The sequence below is a fragment of the Novipirellula methanifontis genome (assembly GCF_052161655.1).
Lineage (GTDB): Bacteria > Planctomycetota > Planctomycetia > Pirellulales > Pirellulaceae > Novipirellula.
Genome location: NZ_CP197418.1, coordinates 2999939 through 3017803 on the forward strand (window position 1 = coordinate 2999939; position 17865 = coordinate 3017803).

The 17865-nt window shown below is 52.9% G+C and carries 22 protein-coding genes; 21 read left to right on the plus strand and 1 reads right to left on the minus strand.

Annotation, left to right across the window (positions count from 1 at the left end; genetic code table 11):
- Positions 1-2 precede the first annotated feature (2 nt).
- The 3 genes from SH528x_RS10540 (at position 3) to SH528x_RS10550 (ending at position 1508) form a co-directional block, all read left to right on the plus strand.
- A complete protein-coding gene (locus SH528x_RS10540) occupies positions 3-443 on the plus strand; it encodes a hypothetical protein (protein WP_442510483.1) in 441 nt (146 codons plus the stop codon).
- A gap of 136 nt (positions 444-579) precedes the next feature.
- The gene (locus SH528x_RS10545) at positions 580-951 is read left to right on the plus strand and encodes a TA system antitoxin ParD family protein (RefSeq protein ID WP_442510484.1); all 372 of its coding nucleotides are present in this window, start codon (positions 580-582) and stop codon (positions 949-951) included.
- A complete protein-coding gene (locus tag SH528x_RS10550; protein ID WP_442510485.1) occupies positions 951-1508 on the plus strand; it encodes a zeta toxin family protein in 558 nt (185 codons plus the stop codon). Before SH528x_RS10545 ends, SH528x_RS10550 begins: the two co-directional genes overlap by 1 nt.
- A gap of 474 nt (positions 1509-1982) precedes the next feature.
- Here the strand turns inward: SH528x_RS10550 and SH528x_RS10555 are convergent, their stop codons facing one another.
- On the minus strand, positions 1983-3185 hold the full coding sequence (locus tag SH528x_RS10555; RefSeq protein WP_442510486.1) for a phage integrase N-terminal SAM-like domain-containing protein: 1203 nt from the start codon (positions 3183-3185) through the stop codon (positions 1983-1985).
- Between the two features lie 462 nt (positions 3186-3647).
- On the opposite strand from SH528x_RS10555, the gene SH528x_RS10560 reads away from it, so the two are divergent.
- From SH528x_RS10560 to SH528x_RS10645, 18 genes are all read left to right on the plus strand, one after another.
- The gene (locus tag SH528x_RS10560; protein ID WP_442510487.1) at positions 3648-4064 is read left to right on the plus strand and encodes a hypothetical protein; all 417 of its coding nucleotides are present in this window, start codon (positions 3648-3650) and stop codon (positions 4062-4064) included.
- Positions 4065-4630: 566 nt separating this feature from the next.
- A complete protein-coding gene (locus SH528x_RS10565; RefSeq protein WP_442510488.1) occupies positions 4631-5077 on the plus strand; it encodes a hypothetical protein in 447 nt (148 codons plus the stop codon).
- Between the two features lie 118 nt (positions 5078-5195).
- Entirely contained in the window at positions 5196-5612 is a 417-nt protein-coding gene (locus SH528x_RS10570) for a hypothetical protein (protein ID WP_442510489.1), read from the plus strand.
- 42 nt (positions 5613-5654) lie between these two features.
- Positions 5655-6143: a hypothetical protein gene (locus tag SH528x_RS10575; RefSeq protein WP_442510490.1), complete on the plus strand. Its 489-nt coding sequence runs from the start codon at positions 5655-5657 to the stop codon at positions 6141-6143.
- A 108-nt stretch (positions 6144-6251) separates the two neighbouring features.
- Complete coding sequence (locus SH528x_RS10580) at positions 6252-6788, plus strand: hypothetical protein (RefSeq protein ID WP_442510491.1); 537 nt, start codon at positions 6252-6254, stop codon at positions 6786-6788.
- 350 nt (positions 6789-7138) lie between these two features.
- Positions 7139-7561 carry a hypothetical protein gene (locus SH528x_RS10585; protein WP_442510492.1) on the plus strand — a complete coding sequence of 141 codons (423 nt, stop codon included), beginning with the start codon at positions 7139-7141 and terminating at the stop codon, positions 7559-7561.
- Positions 7562-7891: 330 nt separating this feature from the next.
- Positions 7892-8044, plus strand: a complete 153-nt coding sequence (locus SH528x_RS10590; RefSeq protein ID WP_442510493.1) for a hypothetical protein — start codon at positions 7892-7894, stop codon at positions 8042-8044.
- Positions 8045-8221: 177 nt separating this feature from the next.
- Positions 8222-9028: a hypothetical protein gene (locus tag SH528x_RS10595; RefSeq protein ID WP_442510494.1), complete on the plus strand. Its 807-nt coding sequence runs from the start codon at positions 8222-8224 to the stop codon at positions 9026-9028.
- Positions 9029-9653: 625 nt separating this feature from the next.
- A complete protein-coding gene (locus SH528x_RS10600) occupies positions 9654-10277 on the plus strand; it encodes a hypothetical protein (RefSeq protein WP_442510495.1) in 624 nt (207 codons plus the stop codon).
- 105 nt (positions 10278-10382) lie between these two features.
- Positions 10383-10808 carry a hypothetical protein gene (locus SH528x_RS10605; protein WP_442510496.1) on the plus strand — a complete coding sequence of 142 codons (426 nt, stop codon included), beginning with the start codon at positions 10383-10385 and terminating at the stop codon, positions 10806-10808.
- 7 nt (positions 10809-10815) lie between these two features.
- Entirely contained in the window at positions 10816-11586 is a 771-nt protein-coding gene (locus SH528x_RS10610) for a hypothetical protein (RefSeq protein ID WP_442510497.1), read from the plus strand.
- A gap of 566 nt (positions 11587-12152) precedes the next feature.
- Entirely contained in the window at positions 12153-13469 is a 1317-nt protein-coding gene (gene ltrA / locus SH528x_RS10615; protein WP_442510498.1) for a group II intron reverse transcriptase/maturase, read from the plus strand.
- Between the two features lie 268 nt (positions 13470-13737).
- Positions 13738-14139, plus strand: coding sequence for a hypothetical protein (locus SH528x_RS10620; RefSeq protein ID WP_442510499.1), 402 nt, complete (start codon positions 13738-13740; stop codon positions 14137-14139).
- A gap of 106 nt (positions 14140-14245) precedes the next feature.
- A complete protein-coding gene (locus SH528x_RS10625) occupies positions 14246-14800 on the plus strand; it encodes a hypothetical protein (protein WP_442510500.1) in 555 nt (184 codons plus the stop codon).
- 105 nt (positions 14801-14905) lie between these two features.
- A complete protein-coding gene (locus SH528x_RS10630; protein WP_442510501.1) occupies positions 14906-15505 on the plus strand; it encodes a hypothetical protein in 600 nt (199 codons plus the stop codon).
- 111 nt (positions 15506-15616) lie between these two features.
- A complete protein-coding gene (locus tag SH528x_RS10635) occupies positions 15617-16198 on the plus strand; it encodes a hypothetical protein (RefSeq protein WP_442510502.1) in 582 nt (193 codons plus the stop codon).
- A 111-nt stretch (positions 16199-16309) separates the two neighbouring features.
- Positions 16310-16876, plus strand: a complete 567-nt coding sequence (locus SH528x_RS10640; protein WP_442510503.1) for a hypothetical protein — start codon at positions 16310-16312, stop codon at positions 16874-16876.
- Between the two features lie 594 nt (positions 16877-17470).
- Positions 17471-17683: a hypothetical protein gene (locus tag SH528x_RS10645; RefSeq protein WP_442510504.1), complete on the plus strand. Its 213-nt coding sequence runs from the start codon at positions 17471-17473 to the stop codon at positions 17681-17683.
- The last annotated feature ends 182 nt before the right edge of the window (positions 17684-17865 follow it).

Here is a 17865-nt window from a genome sequence, read left to right on the forward strand (position 1 = left end):
AAATGAAATACCTGACATCAACCATCGGTTTGACAGCAGCAACCCTATTGCTCGGGTCACTCGTTGTCGCGCAAGAACCTCAGACGGCTGTGCCCCCATTAACTTCGACTGATACGTCGCAGGCGTACAAAACTGAACTTGAATTGTTCGCATCGCTCGATCAATCTGCGGGCAACATTGCTTACATGCCGGACGGCCAGTTGGTGTTCAGTCATCACCCGTTCTTCAAGCCCGACATTCGCGTTGCGACTTACGATGAAACGACCAAGTCCGTCACGCCATTCCCCAACAAGCAGTGGAATACGCCTCGCACCGAAAACGATTGGTACCTCGACGATGTTCTTGGCATTCGCACCGACGAAAACGGAATCGTCTGGATGTTGGACATGGGAACCCGCAACAATATCACGCCAAAACTGGTGGGTTGCATGTCTCGAAATTGAATTCTCTGGACACTAACCAAGAAGTGATTGCTGCCGAACACGATCTGCCCTTAATCAGCAATCCGTAGACTTGCGGAGCACAAAGCTTGAATAGCAGGTAGCATTATGCTACCATGTAGTGGTCAGGAGACAATTTATGGGACAACCGGTCAAGCTATCCGACGAGCTTGTTTGCGACGCTCGCGTGACGGCGGAGCTTTCGCAACGAAGCATTGCTGGCCAGATTGAATTTTGGGCGGCGATTGGCAAATCGCTGGAACCTTTGCTTCGAGGCGATCGAGCGATGGCATTGCGACGAGCCGGCGCAGTTCGACCGTTGTCCGAAGCGATCGCTGAAGTGGATTCTCCGGCCGGAAGACAACGTGTCAGTGACTACCTCAAATCGCGACCTTTCCCGCGTTACGAGCCGGTGACGGATCGGCCCGGTTTGCTTCGCAGGATTGACGAGGACGGCACTGAGACGATTGGCCGATTCGTCAATCGAGTCTTTGAGCCGGCCGACGATTGATGCTGGACCTCCATTTCCTTGATACGCGTCCGATCGTGATTGCTCTGGCGGGTTCCAACGGAGCCGGTAAGTCAACGTTCTTCGCGGCGCATCTGGCCGACAGTGGTTTGCGATTCGTTAACGCAGACGAGATCGCAGGCCAACTTGCGATCGGTCCCTATGAGGCAGCGGAGGCTGCTGCAGCGATTCGAGTTGCACTTGTTGAACGCGGCGAAAGCTTTGTATTTGAAACGGTCTTGTCGGACCCTATCGGTGAGAAAGTGGAAGTCTTGGCCCAGTATGCCGAGAGCGGCTATGAAGTTGTGATGATCTTTATTCGAATCGCGGAAGTCGCCACGTCGATCGAGCGAGTGTCAATTCGAGCCAGCCAAGGTGGACACGACGTGCCCGACGAGAAACTTCAAGCGAGATTTGCACGAACGCAAGCGAACCTAGAGCGAGCAATCCAGCGATTGCCCCACGTTCTCATCTTTGAGAACTCCGATCTGAGTCGCCCTTATCGACTCGTCGAGCGGTATCGCAGGGGTGAACGTGTCGAAGAGTCTTCACGCGATTAAATAGACAGTTCGGCGATTGAAGATGGCGTCTTTGACTTGCGTATCGGATGTCTCGAAGGTGAGTTGAGATTTTGGGACTCTTGGAAACTGGATTTGTATCGGACGTCTCCGGCTAGGACGATTCGAGGAAGGTTGCCCACTTTCTTCTGATACACGCCGAAGGGTCAGAACCTGGAGGCCTGCATCGTACCGAGACGCGATAGACTTTTGGCTGAAATCGCCCCAGGAATTGTTTCGCGGGAGGCCGGATAGCAATTTTCCAGAGACGCCCCGAGAGATATCTGCCGATCAAGCGATGGCGTAAGTCCTTGCCCCGTTTGCGGTAAAGCACGGAAAAAGCCGACGTGTGGAAAATTCCCTACGTCGGCTTTTAAAGTGGTTGGTGGATGACAGGCAAGATGCCTATCCCACTTAAGTTGTGGGCGACCAGCGGCGTTCAAGCACTAGGAGGATTCTAACCATTGGTCAGAACACTCAGCAAATTATGTTGTGATTTTCTTGTAGGTATTGCCCGTTCACGGTAATCGGTTTGTACGTTGCCGTTCCTGGGTGGGGTCGATGATTACTTGTTAACTTGAATTCCACTTTGGCACGCACGCGGGCGGAAAGACGGCATAGGTAACCGGGGAGGGAGCGTTTGGTCGCTCCCGGTGCTTGTTGTTCTTTTAAAGGAGCTGCGTTCGGATACTTGTGTTCCAATGCCTTGGGTAAGCACACCGACGCTTTCCCTTGCTCTAAATCGTGCTCGTGCAACACACGGCGCGACTCCATCCATCGGCGAATTTCCGGCACAACGCTCTCAGGCATCGGCACAAATCGACTCTTCCCACCCTTGGAGGCGTGAACCTCAATCACCATCCGATCAAAGTCAAAATCTTTCATGCGAAGTCGCAACGCTTCACTGATCCGCATCCCGCATCCATAGAGCAACTGCGCGATCAACAAATGAACGCCTTTTAGATGCGAATAGATCCGTTCAATCTCCTCAACGCTCAGCACGGTTGGAATTTGCTTTCCTTTGCTCGAACGAATCGCGTCTACTTCTCCCAGTTCACGTTTGAGCATGTGTTCAAACAGATAGAGAATGCCATAAAACGCTCGGTTTTGTGTCGCTGGCGCAACGTTTCCATCGACGGCAAAATCCGTTAAGTGAGCCTCCACATCCGCCGCACTAATCTCTGCAAAATCCGCTTGGCACTTCAAACCACGAGCTCGCATGAATGCCCGGACGTTGGACACGTACGCTCGCTCCGTCGCTATCGCATCTTGACGACGTCGAATTGTTCGACGCAAATTTTGGATCACGTTTGGCTCGCTGGGGTCGATATAACCAACCTCGTCGTGAATCTCTTCCGTCTCACCTCCGCGTAACTCTTTGAGTTTTTCCGCCCGAGCGATCTCCTCAAGTTTTGATTGGATGGGCTTCAAATCATCGAAAGGTACTGCTTGGAAATACCGGCGATAGCAGATCAGTGACTGGACGATCTTCAGACGCTTCCACGCTGGCGTCTTGCGTCGCAAATGGTCTCGCAAGAACGCGATCACTTCATCTGCTGTAAATTCCCAAGTCGGCTGTGGTTTCCGGCCATGGAAACGACACAAATTCTCAAACCAAACCTTCGCCCACTTGTCACGGCTCTCACGCCACGTCGCTGCAGATTGACTCACCTGCGCCATGGAATTCCCCCTTCAGTTGCACGAACCGGCGTCTTAAACACGCCAAACCGATCGAACAATTAGATTCCATTCTCAACCGCGAATGACCGCAAGCATCGGCCACTGCCCTCTCCCACAACCACTCCCCGCACGGGGCACCGGCAATCCAGCCATCCCCTCACGGCCAAACGGAGCGATCACAGCTCTACTAAATTTATTTGACAACACGACTCCAACGATGTCAATGCGTTCAGCGAATGAATGTTTACGTCACAAAAGCTTGACCTGGGGTATGGCTTCCCCCATAATCATCGGGGCTGGAGCAACCGGCGATAAGTCCTACCAAACCGGCGATAACTCCCGCAGTGTCACCGACCGTACCGAAGGTGCAACCGGCGAGAACAACCCAAACATCAACTTATCACCGCACCAACCGGTGATAATTACATTGTTACCCGACTGAAGAACTCCGTATGGTCCGACGTGACAATCTCTGACAGCGATTACTTGCCACATAAGCGACGTTGTGTTGGCTCGTCCTATCTGATTCAGCAATCTCCTGGCGCTGAATGTGTCGGCGGGCTCGAAATTCAAATCTCGACACCAGATGGTGAAACCGGCACACTTCTCGTTGACGCTACGCTGTGGCCTGGCGGTGAGCCCGCCATGGATCTTTCGACGTGGACAAAGCCCGCTATTCGTGGGCTTGAAGACTATGCCGAAGCGAACGCGATTGCTCTCAGGGACTTTGATATAGTGATGCGCCGGTTCCTTGTTCACGAAGTCGACTCGATGCCGATGCTATACTACTGCGCAGCCCAAAACGCCATGGAATCTGCACTGAATGCTTGGTGCCAAGAGCTTCCGTATTCAACCCGAAACCATCGGAGAGACGGGTAACCAGAAAATTGCACGGGAGATCGCGAGGTAGGTTCCTTGGCCGCTAGGACATCGCCCGCGCAATCCCCGTGAATTTTGACGTTACCCGACGGAAAGACCTTTGCATCACGACTCGTAATCACTCTCTTCCAGCCCCATTGTACGGAACACAATTTAAGATGCCGATCGGAGTTTCACTTGCAACTGACTTAGCCATCGGTGACTACTACGAAGACTGCGCCTACCATCCGTGCGTATGCATTTATGTCGAGGACGGGGCAGTCAACGGCGTATCGCTTGTGGACGGTTCATACCCGAGATGCTGCAGCGTGCCCGGATGTGGTGTTCGCAAGCTGTCTTTCCAAGAGGCTTTGCATTGGAAGTTCTACGGGCCACTCGATGAAGACGTTGCAGATGAATGCCAATGGTGGCAAGATTTCGATCGAATGGCTCGCTCGTGCTTTCCACCAATAGCCGAGAGCGGCGGGTAACAATGTGGTGCACCCCGAGCACGCGAGCCGGCCGTATTGAAATGGAGAGTCTTCCGCGCGTGCCGGGTGACCACCGCCGTTATCCGACTGAAATCCATGGCTGCCATACGCCTGATACCCCAAAGCGACTACGCGGATTTCCCTCGCCTAGAAGTGAAGGCGTTAATCGAACGGTTGCCAGGCGTGGTCATCGTCCCTACTGATTTCGACGCAATGATATCTGCGGGCCGAGACGCTGGCTGGTCCGACGAATTGTTCACCGCAAATCAACAACTGGCAACACGTGGCAACTGCATCGACTTCCAATGGCCGGGACCACCGAAGCTGACGGGAGCCGTGTATGAAGACAATGCGTACTTCCTTGTTGCTGACGACTACCGCCAAACTTTAGAACTAATCGAAAATTGGGCGATTGAACTTGGTACGAGCGTTTACGAGCACGACCCTCTACCTCCACCGCCTGCACCCTGCCCGCAATGCGGTCAGGCCTTGCGCACTCCAAAATCCAAACAATGCTTTGCCTGCGGTGCTGACTGGCACTGAGCGATCCCAAGATGGCGGATAACCAGAGAATTGCACGCGAGTGGCGGTGGCGTGCTTTTTGAAGTGGATGATCAACTCCCGCCACCGCGTGAATTCCAACGTTACCCGACTGAAACGCATGACTCTAACGGATGAACAGCAGCAGTTTGTCGCTTCACTTCGGTCACACAAATACACGCTCCATCAACTCCTCATGCAAGCGCAGGGTCTGCCGCGATCTAAACGCGTTGGTGCGTTGCTCCATATCTTCACCGATTCAAACAACTACGGCGACCAGCAGACGGCGGGACGATTGCTTCTCGACTTAAAACCGACATGTCCACATTCACTTCCTGACGTCCTTGACGCGATTGCACCAAACTGGAACGTGAGCGTAGAGGAACTCGTCTACTACTTGTCTGACGTTTTCGGCCCCGTGATGGTTGTTGACACTGCTCTTGAATTGGCGTCAAAATATGACGATGGCGACCGCAGGAACCGGGCCTTGGGTACAGTCGCTTGGTGGCTCAAACGTCGTGTCGAGGACGGCGGGTAACAAGCGCGTGCACCCGCGTACGCGAGTCGGGCGGTCTTGAAGTTGAAAATCTTTCGCGCGTACCGGGTGACGCGTGACGTTATCCGACTGAAGCACAAAATGGGATGGTCAACCGATTGGCTGTACACGCTGTTGCTCGACCGCGCACGCGAGACGTGGATCGAAGCGCAATCCGCAGCCAAACAACGCGGTGAGCCTGTGCCAAATTATCTGGTCGCTACTGAACACCCGAGCTTCAATGAGCAATTCACCATGGCGTTTGGTGATCCGATACGGATTTGGACATCACTTGATGACTTCTCTTCGTTGGCTGACTCATCGGTGTTGCCCAAAAAATCATTGCCCGTTGATTCATCTCGGAGCATTTTCGCGATCCCGTTGTTTGCGTTTCACATAGCCGGCGATCGAAAACGAGTTCTGATCTCGCGGCATATCGGCGGGCGGTACGGAAACGGCGGCTGGCATGACGTGATCGGACAGGGCAATCGTGGTACACTTACGAACGCGGGACATGCTGGATGGATCGCGTGAAAATGCCGGATAACAATGCCGTGAACCGAAGCGGCGAAGTCGGGCCGTCTTGAAATTGAAAGTCTTTCGTCGCCGCTCGGTTACGGCTGACGTTCTGCCATTCAATCCATGACCAAGACCTTTCAGTGTAACGTCAGCTCAAAGCGGTTCGCATTGCGAATTGCGACGATGATCGATTCACGCTTGATTTGGTACAAACATTACTATCGATGGACCGATCAAATAATCGCCACGATGGAATCGCCTCCGCAGTGGATACTTGAGATCGCAACGATAAAATACTACCCAGACGCCGTCGCTGCCGTTAACCGTTTTGTGTATGCCGAGCCATTTGAATCCTTCGATGGTCAGAAATGCAATGATGAATACGTAGCGTGCCTCTACCTTCGCAATGAATCTGTCGCAACATCTTGGGCCACGTTTCTGAATGATGCTGGAGCGTACACTGATGCGTATGACGGTCGTCGTTGCTGTGAATATTTTTTTGAAATGCTGAATACTCTCGAGGATCACGAATACGCCCTATCGGTTCAGGAACACCAACGGACAGCTGTCGCATCGGAGTTCAGTTCCGAGATCTCCTTGATTCGGCCACTCCACGAAATGTTCATGGACCACTTTCGCGAGTACGTAGCACAACAATAGGCAGAACAAAGCGTTGGACGCGGAGCCGCCGATCGCGTCGTTCCTGAAGTCAATGTTGATTGGCGGCGGCCCGGTCAACGCACCCGTTCTGCCACTAGGAGTCACACTAGAGAAATATGGCCGTTTGTCACTACTGCCATGGATTGATCGGCGATGCTGCGGAGCAATGCTTCACATGTGGCTGGGACTGGCACGACCCGACGCAACCGATACAGCGGGGCACAGTCCCATGGGAACGCCTAGGAATTACGGCTGTGGGACGCTACGTAGTTGAGCTCTGCGAGAGTTTCGCAGGTGATCGCTACACTCAGTTCCGTTCCGCAAATGAGGACCCCAGTGACCCGCATTACATGACTGAAACTGAAGCCGTTGATGGAGCTCGTCTAATGGAACTTGGGCTGAACGACTACGTCAATCATTTGCTTCTTCGGAATGGCGACACATTCTCGTTTGGCCAGAATGGGCAATGGACAACAAACGCTTCATACGAACGGCTTTCTGATCGAGAGACGTCCGAGTGGTCGGGTAGCACATCCAATCTATTGTCACGTCGAGCAGCGTGCAACGCTGCTTCGGACCACGGTAAATCCATCGGCCTTGCCGCATTCACGGTGGTGGATGCGGTTTTACTTGACGAGAACGGTTCGCCTGTTTGGCACGTGATACTGGAATTCGAAGAAAACGATGACGACGACTGGATTGTGTTTAGTCCCGTGAAATCGGTGCAGGTTGACGCAGAGACCGGCGCTGCATCATCTATAATGACCTTGTAGACAAAGAAGGCAGAACAATGGGTTGGACGCGGAGGCCTCGAAAGCGTCTTTTTGAAATGGTTGATCTTTCGCTCGGCCCCGGTCAACCCTGCCGTTACGCGACAGAAGGCTGATTAATTGGAAAGACCGCGATACCCTGTTTTTACTTCCGCGAGCCGTGGATTTTTTCCGTCGGATCGCCAATGTCCAGCCTGCGGAGCGCAGTTCGGCAAGGGCTTTGCATATCTGTCCGGCGGTTCGCTGTTACTTACAGACGACAATCAAAATTCGATTCAAACCGATCAGCTGAAAGCCTTCTTGCACCTTGGGTTTCATGGTACCGATCCTGAGATGCGTGATTCCGCAGATTTGCAGATCGCCGAAGATGTGCTGGGCGGACAATTCGATTTGCACTGGTGTTCTCTTCGCTGCATGCGAGAATGGATCACTCGAGTGTTGGACGACCTCGAGAAGAAGCTTAGTGGTGATTGTGAAAGCGCGTAACAATCCCGTGCACCGAAGGACGGCTTGCGCGTTTACTCGAATCGAAACTCAACCGTCCGTCCTCGGTGACGGCTGCCGTTACGCCTGCGATGTGAAATGCAGCTTACACTCGATCTCATTGAATCCACGGGATGCAAAACCCGGAAGCCGTTGGCCGCGAAATCACGCGACCGACTCGTGCAGCGCTTTGACATCGATCGCGTCGGTCAACTGAAGACGTTTTACGAACATTGCAACGGTGGGCGAGTGAAGCGGTTGGGCTGTCGTTTCTACCCGCTAGCCGAAGCCATCGACTTATGGGGTGCGTTCGATTTTACCATGGACCTTCGGTTCCTGCCTTTCTTCGTGTCCGAAAACAACGAATCTGATCCATGCGTGGTCGGGATCGACGGCCCGCTCCGTGGCCTCGTGTTTCAGATGTGCCACGACTCCGATTCACGGATTCTTGCCCCAAACGTCACGTCATTTCTTCGATCACTCAGGAAACAAGAGGACGACGAGTATTTTGCGATCGAAGATCATGTCTTTGTTTATCCGAAATCATTGTCGCAGGGAGAAGCCAAGAAGTTTGCTGCACTAATGGAACATTCACGCAATAACCTCGATCATGAATCCGAGGCCGAACGTATTACAGAACTTGCCCTCAGCATGGTTGACGACAAACAACTGCTCGCACTCTTGGCACCGACGGCGCATCCAGACGGCAACTCGCAACTCCAGATCAAGCGTCGACTCGAACGAATCGGAACCAAACAATCTGCAAATCGGCTCGCCCAGATTCAGAAAACCGCGGACGTGTTTGTAGAGAGATGCATTCAAGTTCTCCATGCTGCAGGAATCCATGCTCAAGCGGATGCAGTGTACGGCATGCGTGTTGGACCCGACAGTCTCGCGGTTAACGTATCTGCTTTCAGGTCCGAGAGCAAACGACCCGATTTTGACGAATACCTCGTTCAGCGAATACGATACTTGTTCTTCGACTAATAAACACGGCGTAACAAAACGGTGAACGGGAGGGCTCGGCGCAGTCGGTCCTGAAGTCAAGTCTTCTCCTCGCCCCCCGTTACCTTTACGTTATGCCATAAGTCACAAACTGAAACAGTGCCTGATCTCACCTTGCCTGCGTCGTTGCATTTTGAGTCGGAATCGATGGATGTTGCGTGCGGACGTTATTCTGGATTCGCGAGCAACTTCTTCGACCACTTGCGGGAAACAATCCCTGAAGCATATGACCATCTGGCCTTCTACCGACCAACCAAGTATCAACAGGGTGATGTGTGGGCCATCTGTTCTTGGCGACGGGGGCCGTTCGTCGTTCAATTGGACCCAGATTGCGAAGTAATCGTGATTTCCAACGGTGATACGAGGACTGAAATCGGCACTTGGGAAAACAACCCATCACGTGCTGCTATCGAATTCATACGCAAACACTTTGAATGAACAATATCCTTTTGTTCCGACGCGCTCCGTATAGCCACTGGTTCCCGACGGGAAAAAAGGGCATAACCAAGCGATGGTGACGGAGCGGCGGTGGTCGCCGCTCTCCAATGGAAACTCAACTTCCGCCGCCCGCACATCGCTCCCGTTATGCCACAGAAATTCAAATCCAATGGCGTTTGATATTGACAAGTTGGTTGCCGTTTGCAGAACGAAGATTCAACAGTTCGCATGTGAACACTCTCACGAAACGTTTTACCGTTTCGCCATTGATGCGGACATGCTTTGCCTAAACTCAATTGAACAGTTCGCTACTACGCTTGACCAATACCAATCCGGTTGGGAACGTCGTACGCGACAGATCGATTCTTTGTCAGACTTGTCCGAAGAAGACAAGCATGATGAAGAGTTTGGGATTAGCGCCGCCGAAAAGTACGATGGACTCGACCGGACCGACGATGCAGTTGTGCTACAATTTATCAACAATCGGCGCTCCCACCTTCGCTCCAACGGGTGCGAATACTACTCCGAGGCCGGGATCAAAGAATTGCGGGACAACACAGGTGATTGTGCATACCAAGGGTTTGCCGATCTTGATCGCGAATGCGGTTTTGACCACGAACTTTACAACGCTCACTACCACGCTGCGATGGATGCAGGCGACGATCACGCACCGCAAACAGACTACGCGATAGCCATCACTGAACTCGTTGCTCGACTGCAGCGAAGCGACGCATTCGATAGACTGAAACGCACAGATGACTTTGCGGTAACGTGGGTCGACCACACCTACTAGCAAAAGGCATAACAATGCCGTGGACACGGAGGACGGCATCGGGTTTTTACAAATGGAAAATCAACTCGCCGTCCCCGGTCACGGCTGCCGTTATCCGACTGAACAATGCATGATTTCACGCCAATAGATCACAAGGACTCCGATCCCGAGTATCGAGCCGCAGTACTCGACGGTATCGAAACCGTGCTCGGCTCAAAACTTACCTACGTGGATTCACCCGATGCATTGCTTGGCGACTGGAATCGTTCGTGCCCACATTTGCCTGATCGCGAACCGCAGCGGTTTTCGTACCTGGCAGATGGCACATTCCGTTCGCCCTACGACTCGGACGATTCGCCTCCAGGAAAATGGCGGATCGACAACGGTACGTACACTGAATCAACTTGGTGCAAACCGATGCCGGAGTACGGCATGGATGAGGGAACTTGGAATCCCGAGACCTACCATTGTGCCTTGGCCGAAGTCGAGTCCGTTGCTATCTGGAACGGCGATGGGAGCTTGCTCCTGTTGCTTACCAAATGCATCGGATAACAATGGCATGAACGCGGAGCCGCCGACAGCGCGTTTTCAAATGGAGCATCAACCGCGGCGGCCCGGTTATGCCAGACGTTACCCGATTGAAATCCTAACATCGACGCCAATGGCAACCGTTGAGTCAAATCCGACCGAAGAGCAGCTTCGTGAGACACTTGTGCGCAGCATCAAGCGTTTCTCGCTGTCTTACGAGCAACATCAGCTAATCCATTCGTCCAGCTTTGGTCTGCTTGTTTCTCACATTAAAGCGAAACGAAAGTTCTTCACTATCGTTCTTGGTGTGCTAGCCGCGTTTTTTACCGTGCAAGCAGTTCGCGGACTTATTGCTTCGACGTCGTATATTCCGTGGCTTTTCTGTTCCATCGCATGTGCTCTTTGGGCGTTCCGCCGCTACTCAAAGGTGAACTCGCTGGCCGCCGCGTACGACGCGTACGTTGCTGTTGCTGGCGAACCGGAGCAAGAGCCACACTCATTGGCAAACGAACTCAAGCTAGCCTTTGATCTCGACTACGACGAACACCAGTCCATACGATCCGGCAACGCGGAGCGGGCCGCTCACGGGATTATCGCTCGCCGGAAAGCGAACACACGCTCTTTCGCGATCGGAGCAGCGATCCTCTCGGCCATCGCAATTCTTGTTTGGGGCTTGTTCGGTATTGGTTTCGCTATACTTCTATGTCTCGGTGCGGTCGCATCGTTCGCTCGCGACCGCGCCGTAATTGCTAATGTTCAAAAACTGCTTGCTCGGTACTCAACGGAAACCCAAGACGGGTAACCATCGCGTGAACGTGCGGACTGGCAAGGTCTTGAAGACTAGCGGGTGTGAATCCCGCCTGAGTAACTGTTAGCCACAGGCTCAGTATCGAGTTTTGCAGCCAACCTATAAGCATCATGAGCCGAAGTGGTTGGTTGAAGCGTAAACAGAGAGGTAGTGAGGGTGAAAGGTATCGGCTGGCTGCCGAACCCTGAACGAGATTGAGCTCCGAAATTATGGTTTCCTGTTGGATACTGCCCAAGGTCTGTTCATGCTGGAAGGCGAAACTCGCGGTCGCGTCTTGGCGAGCGACAGCGAGAGTCCCGGAGTCGAAGATCCACTCGCGCTACACACTATGTTTTCAAGGCAACCAGTGACGCCCAAAGATTCTTGATCTGACTATGAACTCCAATCATGACAAATCGAGTATGCCCGCGAAGCCGAAAAGGCAACAGAGGCAAATGACTCTTTGGGAATCGGATGACTGCATAGTACCGTTGACTTCGGGTAATTCCGAACGAGGGAAGGCGGTCAGGCCGACACGCGATTCCAGCCGACCACCTGCCACTCACAGAAGTGGAACGCCGGTGTCTGATCGACTGGATCGCATCACCACGAGAGCGAAAGGCGACGCATCAGCGACGTTTAGCAACCTCTTTTCGTTGCTCAATACTGAACTGCTGTTCTACGCGTTCCGACGACTCAAGCGAGACAAAGCACCGGGGACCGACGGTGTCACGGTGGACGATTACGAAGAGAATTTGCAAGGCAACTTGCAAGATCTCGAAGATCGAATCCATCGTGGCAGCTATCGTCCTCAGCCGAGTTTACGCCGAGAGATTCCCAAAGGAGACGGTAAAACGCGACCTTTAGGAATTGCTTGTGTGGAAGAAAAGATCGTCCAGCGGGCGATCGTGATGATCTTGGAACGCATCTACGAGGAGGATTTTCATGATACCTCGTACGGTTACCGTCCCAAGCGAAGCTGCCACCAAGCACTGGCCGATCTGGGCCAGACGATCACACGCCGGCGAGTCAACTGGGTGCTCGACGCGGACATTAAAGGGTTCTTTGACCACGTTGATTTTGGGAAGCTCCAAGAGCTGCTCGGGAGACGCATCGAAGACTCTCGTATGCTGCGTCTGATCACCAAGTTTCTGCACGCCGGAGTGATGATTCAAGACAAACGTTACGCCACCACGGAAGGCGTCGCGCAAGGTTCGGTTCTTTCTCCACTGCTAGCCAATGTGTACTTGCACTACGTGCTGGACGAGTGGTTCGAGCAGCAGGTGAAGCCTCGTCTTAAAGGCGAGTCCTCGATCATCCGCTTTGCGGACGATTTCATCTGCACGTTCGAGCGAGAATCGGACGCGTTGCGTTTTCGTGAGGTGTTGACCAAACGTCTTGGTCGGTATTCGTTAGAGTTAGCTGAGGAGAAGACGAAGTTGCTCCGTTTCGGCCGTTTTGCCAGTCGCGATTGCCAGCGATTGGGTGAAGGGGCTCCGGGCGCATTCGACTTCCTTGGCTTCATGCATTACTGCGGCACAAGCCGCGCAGGAAAGTTCAAACTGAAACGGAGAACATCGGCAAAGAAGTTTCGATCGAAAATCCGCGAGCTCAAAGACTGGTTCCGTTCCAAGTTGACGACGCCGCACAACGAGGTCTGGCCAACGTTGGTCCGCAAACTCCAGGGACACTTTCAGTACTACAATGTCAATGACAATTGGGAGATGCTGATGAAGTTCCGAGAGGCGGCACGAAAGTTAGGTCTTCGTTGGATGCGTCGTCGCAGTCAGAAAGGGCGAAACCTCAGTTGGGAAGCTTACGGCCTTTATCTCGAGCGACACCCGTTGCCGAATCCGGGACAGATTACGGACTTGATCGCGATGGGGAGTGTGAAGTGATGCCCGGTGAGAGGTGTCGGCTGGGAGCCGGATGCGTTAACGGCGCCCGTCCGGTTCTGAGAGGGTTCGGTGATCAATTGGACAAGGATCAAATATTGTGACACCACAAGGAGAAATCTGTGGCAAACCGTGAACACAAAGCGTATCCTAACATCCGAGAGACTCCGTTCTACTCGCCCGGAGAACGCGAGCTGAGCGATTTGGCCGTTAGAAACTTTCCCGCGCGTTCCCGGTTACGCGTGCCGTTATCCCACTGAAGTGACCGTCGATGGAACACTTTGACTTCATTTGCGATGAAGGATTCACATCTCTTCGTTTGCTCGACCGTAACCCATTCGACACAAGCGAACCGATCAAGGGCCTACGTGTTCACGTTCGGTGTACCGACTGCGTAGCGGCACTCGACATTGACGCGAAATCATGGTGCGGATTTGTTGACTTGTTCACACATGACTATAACATCTGTGGATCGAGGGCTTGGCTGGCTCCTGCTGGTGAATGGAAACTGCATTTGGAACGGGATGAACAAGGCGTATTTGTGATCACGTCTGAGCTGGACTCGCTGCTCGACTACCATCGCTGGACACTGCGTACACGCTTCAAAATGTCGGAAGATCGCTTTCGTGAAACCGCCGCTGGGGTGTTGTCGTTCATCAGCGTTTGGCAGTAACAGGGGATAACCAGAGAATTGCACGCGAGTGGCGGTGGCGTGCTTTTTTGAAGTGGATGATCAACTCCCGCCACCGCGTGAATCCCAACGTTCTGCTACTGAAGCGATGCACAACTTCGAATCATGGGAAGATCACTGTCACTTTCACGACCGGCGTGATTACGTGGGTTTGGTGGCGTACTGCAAAGACGAAGTGAAGCGTTCGCCAGACGATCTTTACGCCGCCGAGCGTTTGCTACAGGCGTCTGTATTGAACGGCGACTACCACGATGCAATTGATTTCGGGGCAACTTTGGAACGCGATCATCCGGGCGTAGGAATGTTTTCGCACCACATTCTTGACGCACTATTTGCTCTTGGGAGAACGGAGGGTGATTTTGCATGGTCCGTTCATCCGAGCATCATTCGGTTAGATCGTGGAGTTGCGAATGATTGCTATAATTTTCTCCGACCCAAACGAAAGCCTCGAGGAATCGATGATTTTCACGTAGAACTTTGGTTGCACGATTACGTGGCTTTCTCGGACAACGAACTGCTACACTATCTGAAAGGCGACCCGCGTTTTGTTGTCAACGGTGATTCGCCTGCTACTGCGGAGGTAGCCGTCGCTCGGCAACGCAAGAAAGCAGAACCAAGGGATGCACGTGAGTCGCCGAGTTGAGTTTTCTGAAGTGGTGAGTCGTTCGCGGCGACCACGTGATCCCAATCGTTCCCCGACTGAATGATGATGCGATTTCCACTGCACACCCGTCTCGTGGTTTCCTCCTTGATCGCACTTGTCGTTGGAGGGTGCTTTCACCCAAATTCAAAACATGAAACAGCTTCCACCGAAGGGCACTTGACCCCAATGGATCTTCCAATCGGCTTCACTCGCATTGACGTCAAGCGAAACGACCAGCTAAACCACGCACCCTTTAATCTTTCGTCGGATGGATACCGGCCCGGCAGTGACGAATCCTATTTTTCTGATCGTTTCAATGACGAGATCGGTAGTACAAAGGAACGTTTTTCCACCTACTTCTCGCAATTCGGTGAGTTTGGAAGCCTGGACCGTAGCACAAAGGGACTTCCTTCTCATTGGTGGATCGATGACGACTTTCATGGTGTGTCTCGAGTCCTGATGGTGGACCTTCTAAATCCAGCACTTACGCGGATTGAGGTATTGAAAGGAGCACAACGCGAGCTCAACGCCTTGGAACATGATTGGATGCTGCTTCTGGCGCACAACAACGACTACAATGATGTAGGTGAGTACGTTGGCCTGCCAGGCGAGTATTGGATCTGGATCACGAAAGAAAGCGTCGAGATATATTCTGAACTTGATAAAGATTTGGAGACGTTCTATTCCTCACTTGATCGGCCTTGAATTCACAGGGTGGGGAACCATCCGATGCACCGAAGGACCGGTGGTCAGTTTTCACGAATGGATGCATAACTCCCGTTCCTCGGTGATCGGTAACGTTCGCCAACATTCGATATGAGACGTTTCTCGCTGCGCACGCTCGTCTTCACAATTCCACTCCTGTTCGGAGTGGCACTCGCATTTTGGGGCTATCAACGCAGCAAGCGTCAGGCCGAAGTGCTTCGTTGGTATCACGACGCCCTTACAACTGGTGATACGCTTCCACTCCCGTGGCTTGTTCAGGCTTTCGGTCAGTCTTCTGCGAAATCACGCGTCCAAGATTCTGCACGCGATATCCCGGAGTTAATTTTCGACGATCAATCGCGGGTTGCACAGATCGAACGTGCCGCAGTTACGGATGGTACCGAGAGCGGTGACGGAGTTGCCCTGTACACGTTTGGCGCAAATCATGGTGTCCATTGCTACCATGCGCCGCTCGGTGCTCGAATTGAACGTATTGCATTCACTGACGATGGGCTCGACATCGTACTACATGGTGACCTCAAAATGGGCTCGTTTGATTATTCCATCGACGCAAACACTCCGGAGACGTATCACATAGAATGGATGCCACACACACCACCGCTTGTGGCGAATATTTACCTATTGGTTTGGCAACGCCATCAATCCGATTCAATTCGACGCCCCGACCATTGAAAACGTGGCGAACCATCCGATGCACCGAAGGACCGGTGGATCGTTTTCACGAAAGGATGCTTAACTCTCGGTCCTCGGTGATCGGTACCGTTCCCCGACTGAAGGTATCGCATGACCGAACGTGAGTTACTTGACGCAATCGAGAACCGATTGGTGGATGTCGTCCCGCGTGCCATGGAATCTGCCTCAATTCCGCAACCCATTTACGCAACCGTAATTCAATACTTTGGCCTGGATTCTGTTGGAGACCTCACACCAAATCTGCGAATGCCAACATGCTCTCGCCGCACTACGATTATTTCCGAAAAGGGCGAGACTGCTCCGCACTACATTTGGTGTCATGACGAATTCGACGACGATCATCTGGTGATAGACGCAACTCTCAACGATGCCGAGCTTTCAACGATGTGTTCGACTTGGTATGACTCACTGCGTTCATCGACCACCACACTATCAGCCCTTCGAAAGACTGTGCAGCGAGCGTCAAGGCGACTCAACGACATGTCCGAGCGTTTTGCGAATCTACCACTTTCGGACGATTTTGTTGTTTATCCCGGAGACATGGCGCATGAATTCGATGACCCTTTCTCGGACCTTTCTGCCAGTGTGGACGCGAACATGCTTGCGAAGTTCCGGGACCTACGATTGATTGGGGCGGACACGTGGTGGAAACTGTAGCAAAGCCCCGGGAATTGCGGGGAACCATGGGATCCAACGGAGCGGCGGTGGTGCGGTTTCTCGTGAGATCGATGTCAACTCCCGCCGTCCGCTGATCCCGGCCGTTCGCCGACAGAGGCCATGCAAATGCTCAACCGCGTCGTTAGTGGACCATACATTTACTCCGCATTCTGCATTGTGTGCTGTGCAATCGGGTTCTTCGTGTTTGGGCCGATCGGTTCCCTTGTCGCATACGGCATTGGCGCGGCAGTCGCACTCTTTGGACTGATTCAACGCATCCGACAGGTTTGATAATGGGACGCGCGATTCCGACCAGTCGGCTCACCTGCAAGGCGAACGAGCACCTGCTTCTTCGCAACGTTCCGCTATGGAGATTGCGCATGCGGTTGGTGCTCGTACACCAGTTTTTTTGCGGTCGCTCGATGCGGTTGATATACTCAGCTGGCACTGATCCTGGTGGTCAACATAACTCCGCTGCAAATGCGGCGAACCATGCAATTCACCGAAGTGCGGCATGGGGCGTTCACAAATGGAAAACAACTTGGCCGCACTCGGTGATTGCGGTCGTTCGCCGTACTCGCCCCAAATAAACTAGTGAACCCATACGAGCCGCCAACAAGCCACGACGAAGACCCAGCTGCATCGAATCTTGTTCGTTACATAGCGGCTTCGTTGGTCGTGGCTCTCCTTGCGACGTTCGCTTTCGTATGGCTTACTCCGCAACGTGACGATGAACCGCAAGGAAAATACTTGCCTTCTCCATACTACCTCGAGGATGATTTTGCCGCCGAGGATAGCGAGCCGTAACGCGACTGCCATGCCAACACTAGAGTAATTGACGTGTGCTGTGGAACCTCACCTCGCAGATGAACTTGCGCACACGGCCATCTACCATGAAAAAAAGACTCGTTTGCTATCATGCTAAACTGAGGGATTGACGAACCGGCCCGGAATTGAAGTCCGTAGTGATTAATCGCGATAACGAGAAA

Excerpts from the sequence above, each read along its gene's own strand:
- SH528x_RS10540 (WP_442510483.1), top strand. The coding sequence starts at position 3 with ATGAAATACCTGACATCAACCATCGGTTTGACAGCAGCAACCCTATTG.
- SH528x_RS10585 (WP_442510492.1), top strand. The coding sequence starts at position 7,139 with ATGACTGAAACTGAAGCCGTTGATGGAGCTCGTCTAATGGAACTTGGG.
- SH528x_RS10605 (WP_442510496.1), top strand. The coding sequence starts at position 10,383 with ATGCATGATTTCACGCCAATAGATCACAAGGACTCCGATCCCGAGTAT.
- SH528x_RS10555 (WP_442510486.1), bottom strand. The coding sequence starts at position 3,185 with ATGGCGCAGGTGAGTCAATCTGCAGCGACGTGGCGTGAGAGCCGTGAC.
- SH528x_RS10590 (WP_442510493.1), top strand. The coding sequence starts at position 7,892 with ATGCGTGATTCCGCAGATTTGCAGATCGCCGAAGATGTGCTGGGCGGA.
- SH528x_RS10550 (WP_442510485.1), top strand. The coding sequence starts at position 951 with ATGCTGGACCTCCATTTCCTTGATACGCGTCCGATCGTGATTGCTCTG.
- SH528x_RS10600 (WP_442510495.1), top strand. The coding sequence starts at position 9,654 with ATGGCGTTTGATATTGACAAGTTGGTTGCCGTTTGCAGAACGAAGATT.
- SH528x_RS10620 (WP_442510499.1), top strand. The coding sequence starts at position 13,738 with ATGGAACACTTTGACTTCATTTGCGATGAAGGATTCACATCTCTTCGT.
- SH528x_RS10580 (WP_442510491.1), top strand. The coding sequence starts at position 6,252 with ATGACCAAGACCTTTCAGTGTAACGTCAGCTCAAAGCGGTTCGCATTG.
- SH528x_RS10625 (WP_442510500.1), top strand. The coding sequence starts at position 14,246 with ATGCACAACTTCGAATCATGGGAAGATCACTGTCACTTTCACGACCGG.
- SH528x_RS10570 (WP_442510489.1), top strand. The coding sequence starts at position 5,196 with ATGACTCTAACGGATGAACAGCAGCAGTTTGTCGCTTCACTTCGGTCA.
- SH528x_RS10635 (WP_442510502.1), top strand. The coding sequence starts at position 15,617 with ATGAGACGTTTCTCGCTGCGCACGCTCGTCTTCACAATTCCACTCCTG.
- SH528x_RS10565 (WP_442510488.1), top strand. The coding sequence starts at position 4,631 with ATGGCTGCCATACGCCTGATACCCCAAAGCGACTACGCGGATTTCCCT.
- SH528x_RS10545 (WP_442510484.1), top strand. The coding sequence starts at position 580 with ATGGGACAACCGGTCAAGCTATCCGACGAGCTTGTTTGCGACGCTCGC.
- SH528x_RS10610 (WP_442510497.1), top strand. The coding sequence starts at position 10,816 with ATGAACGCGGAGCCGCCGACAGCGCGTTTTCAAATGGAGCATCAACCG.
- SH528x_RS10640 (WP_442510503.1), top strand. The coding sequence starts at position 16,310 with ATGACCGAACGTGAGTTACTTGACGCAATCGAGAACCGATTGGTGGAT.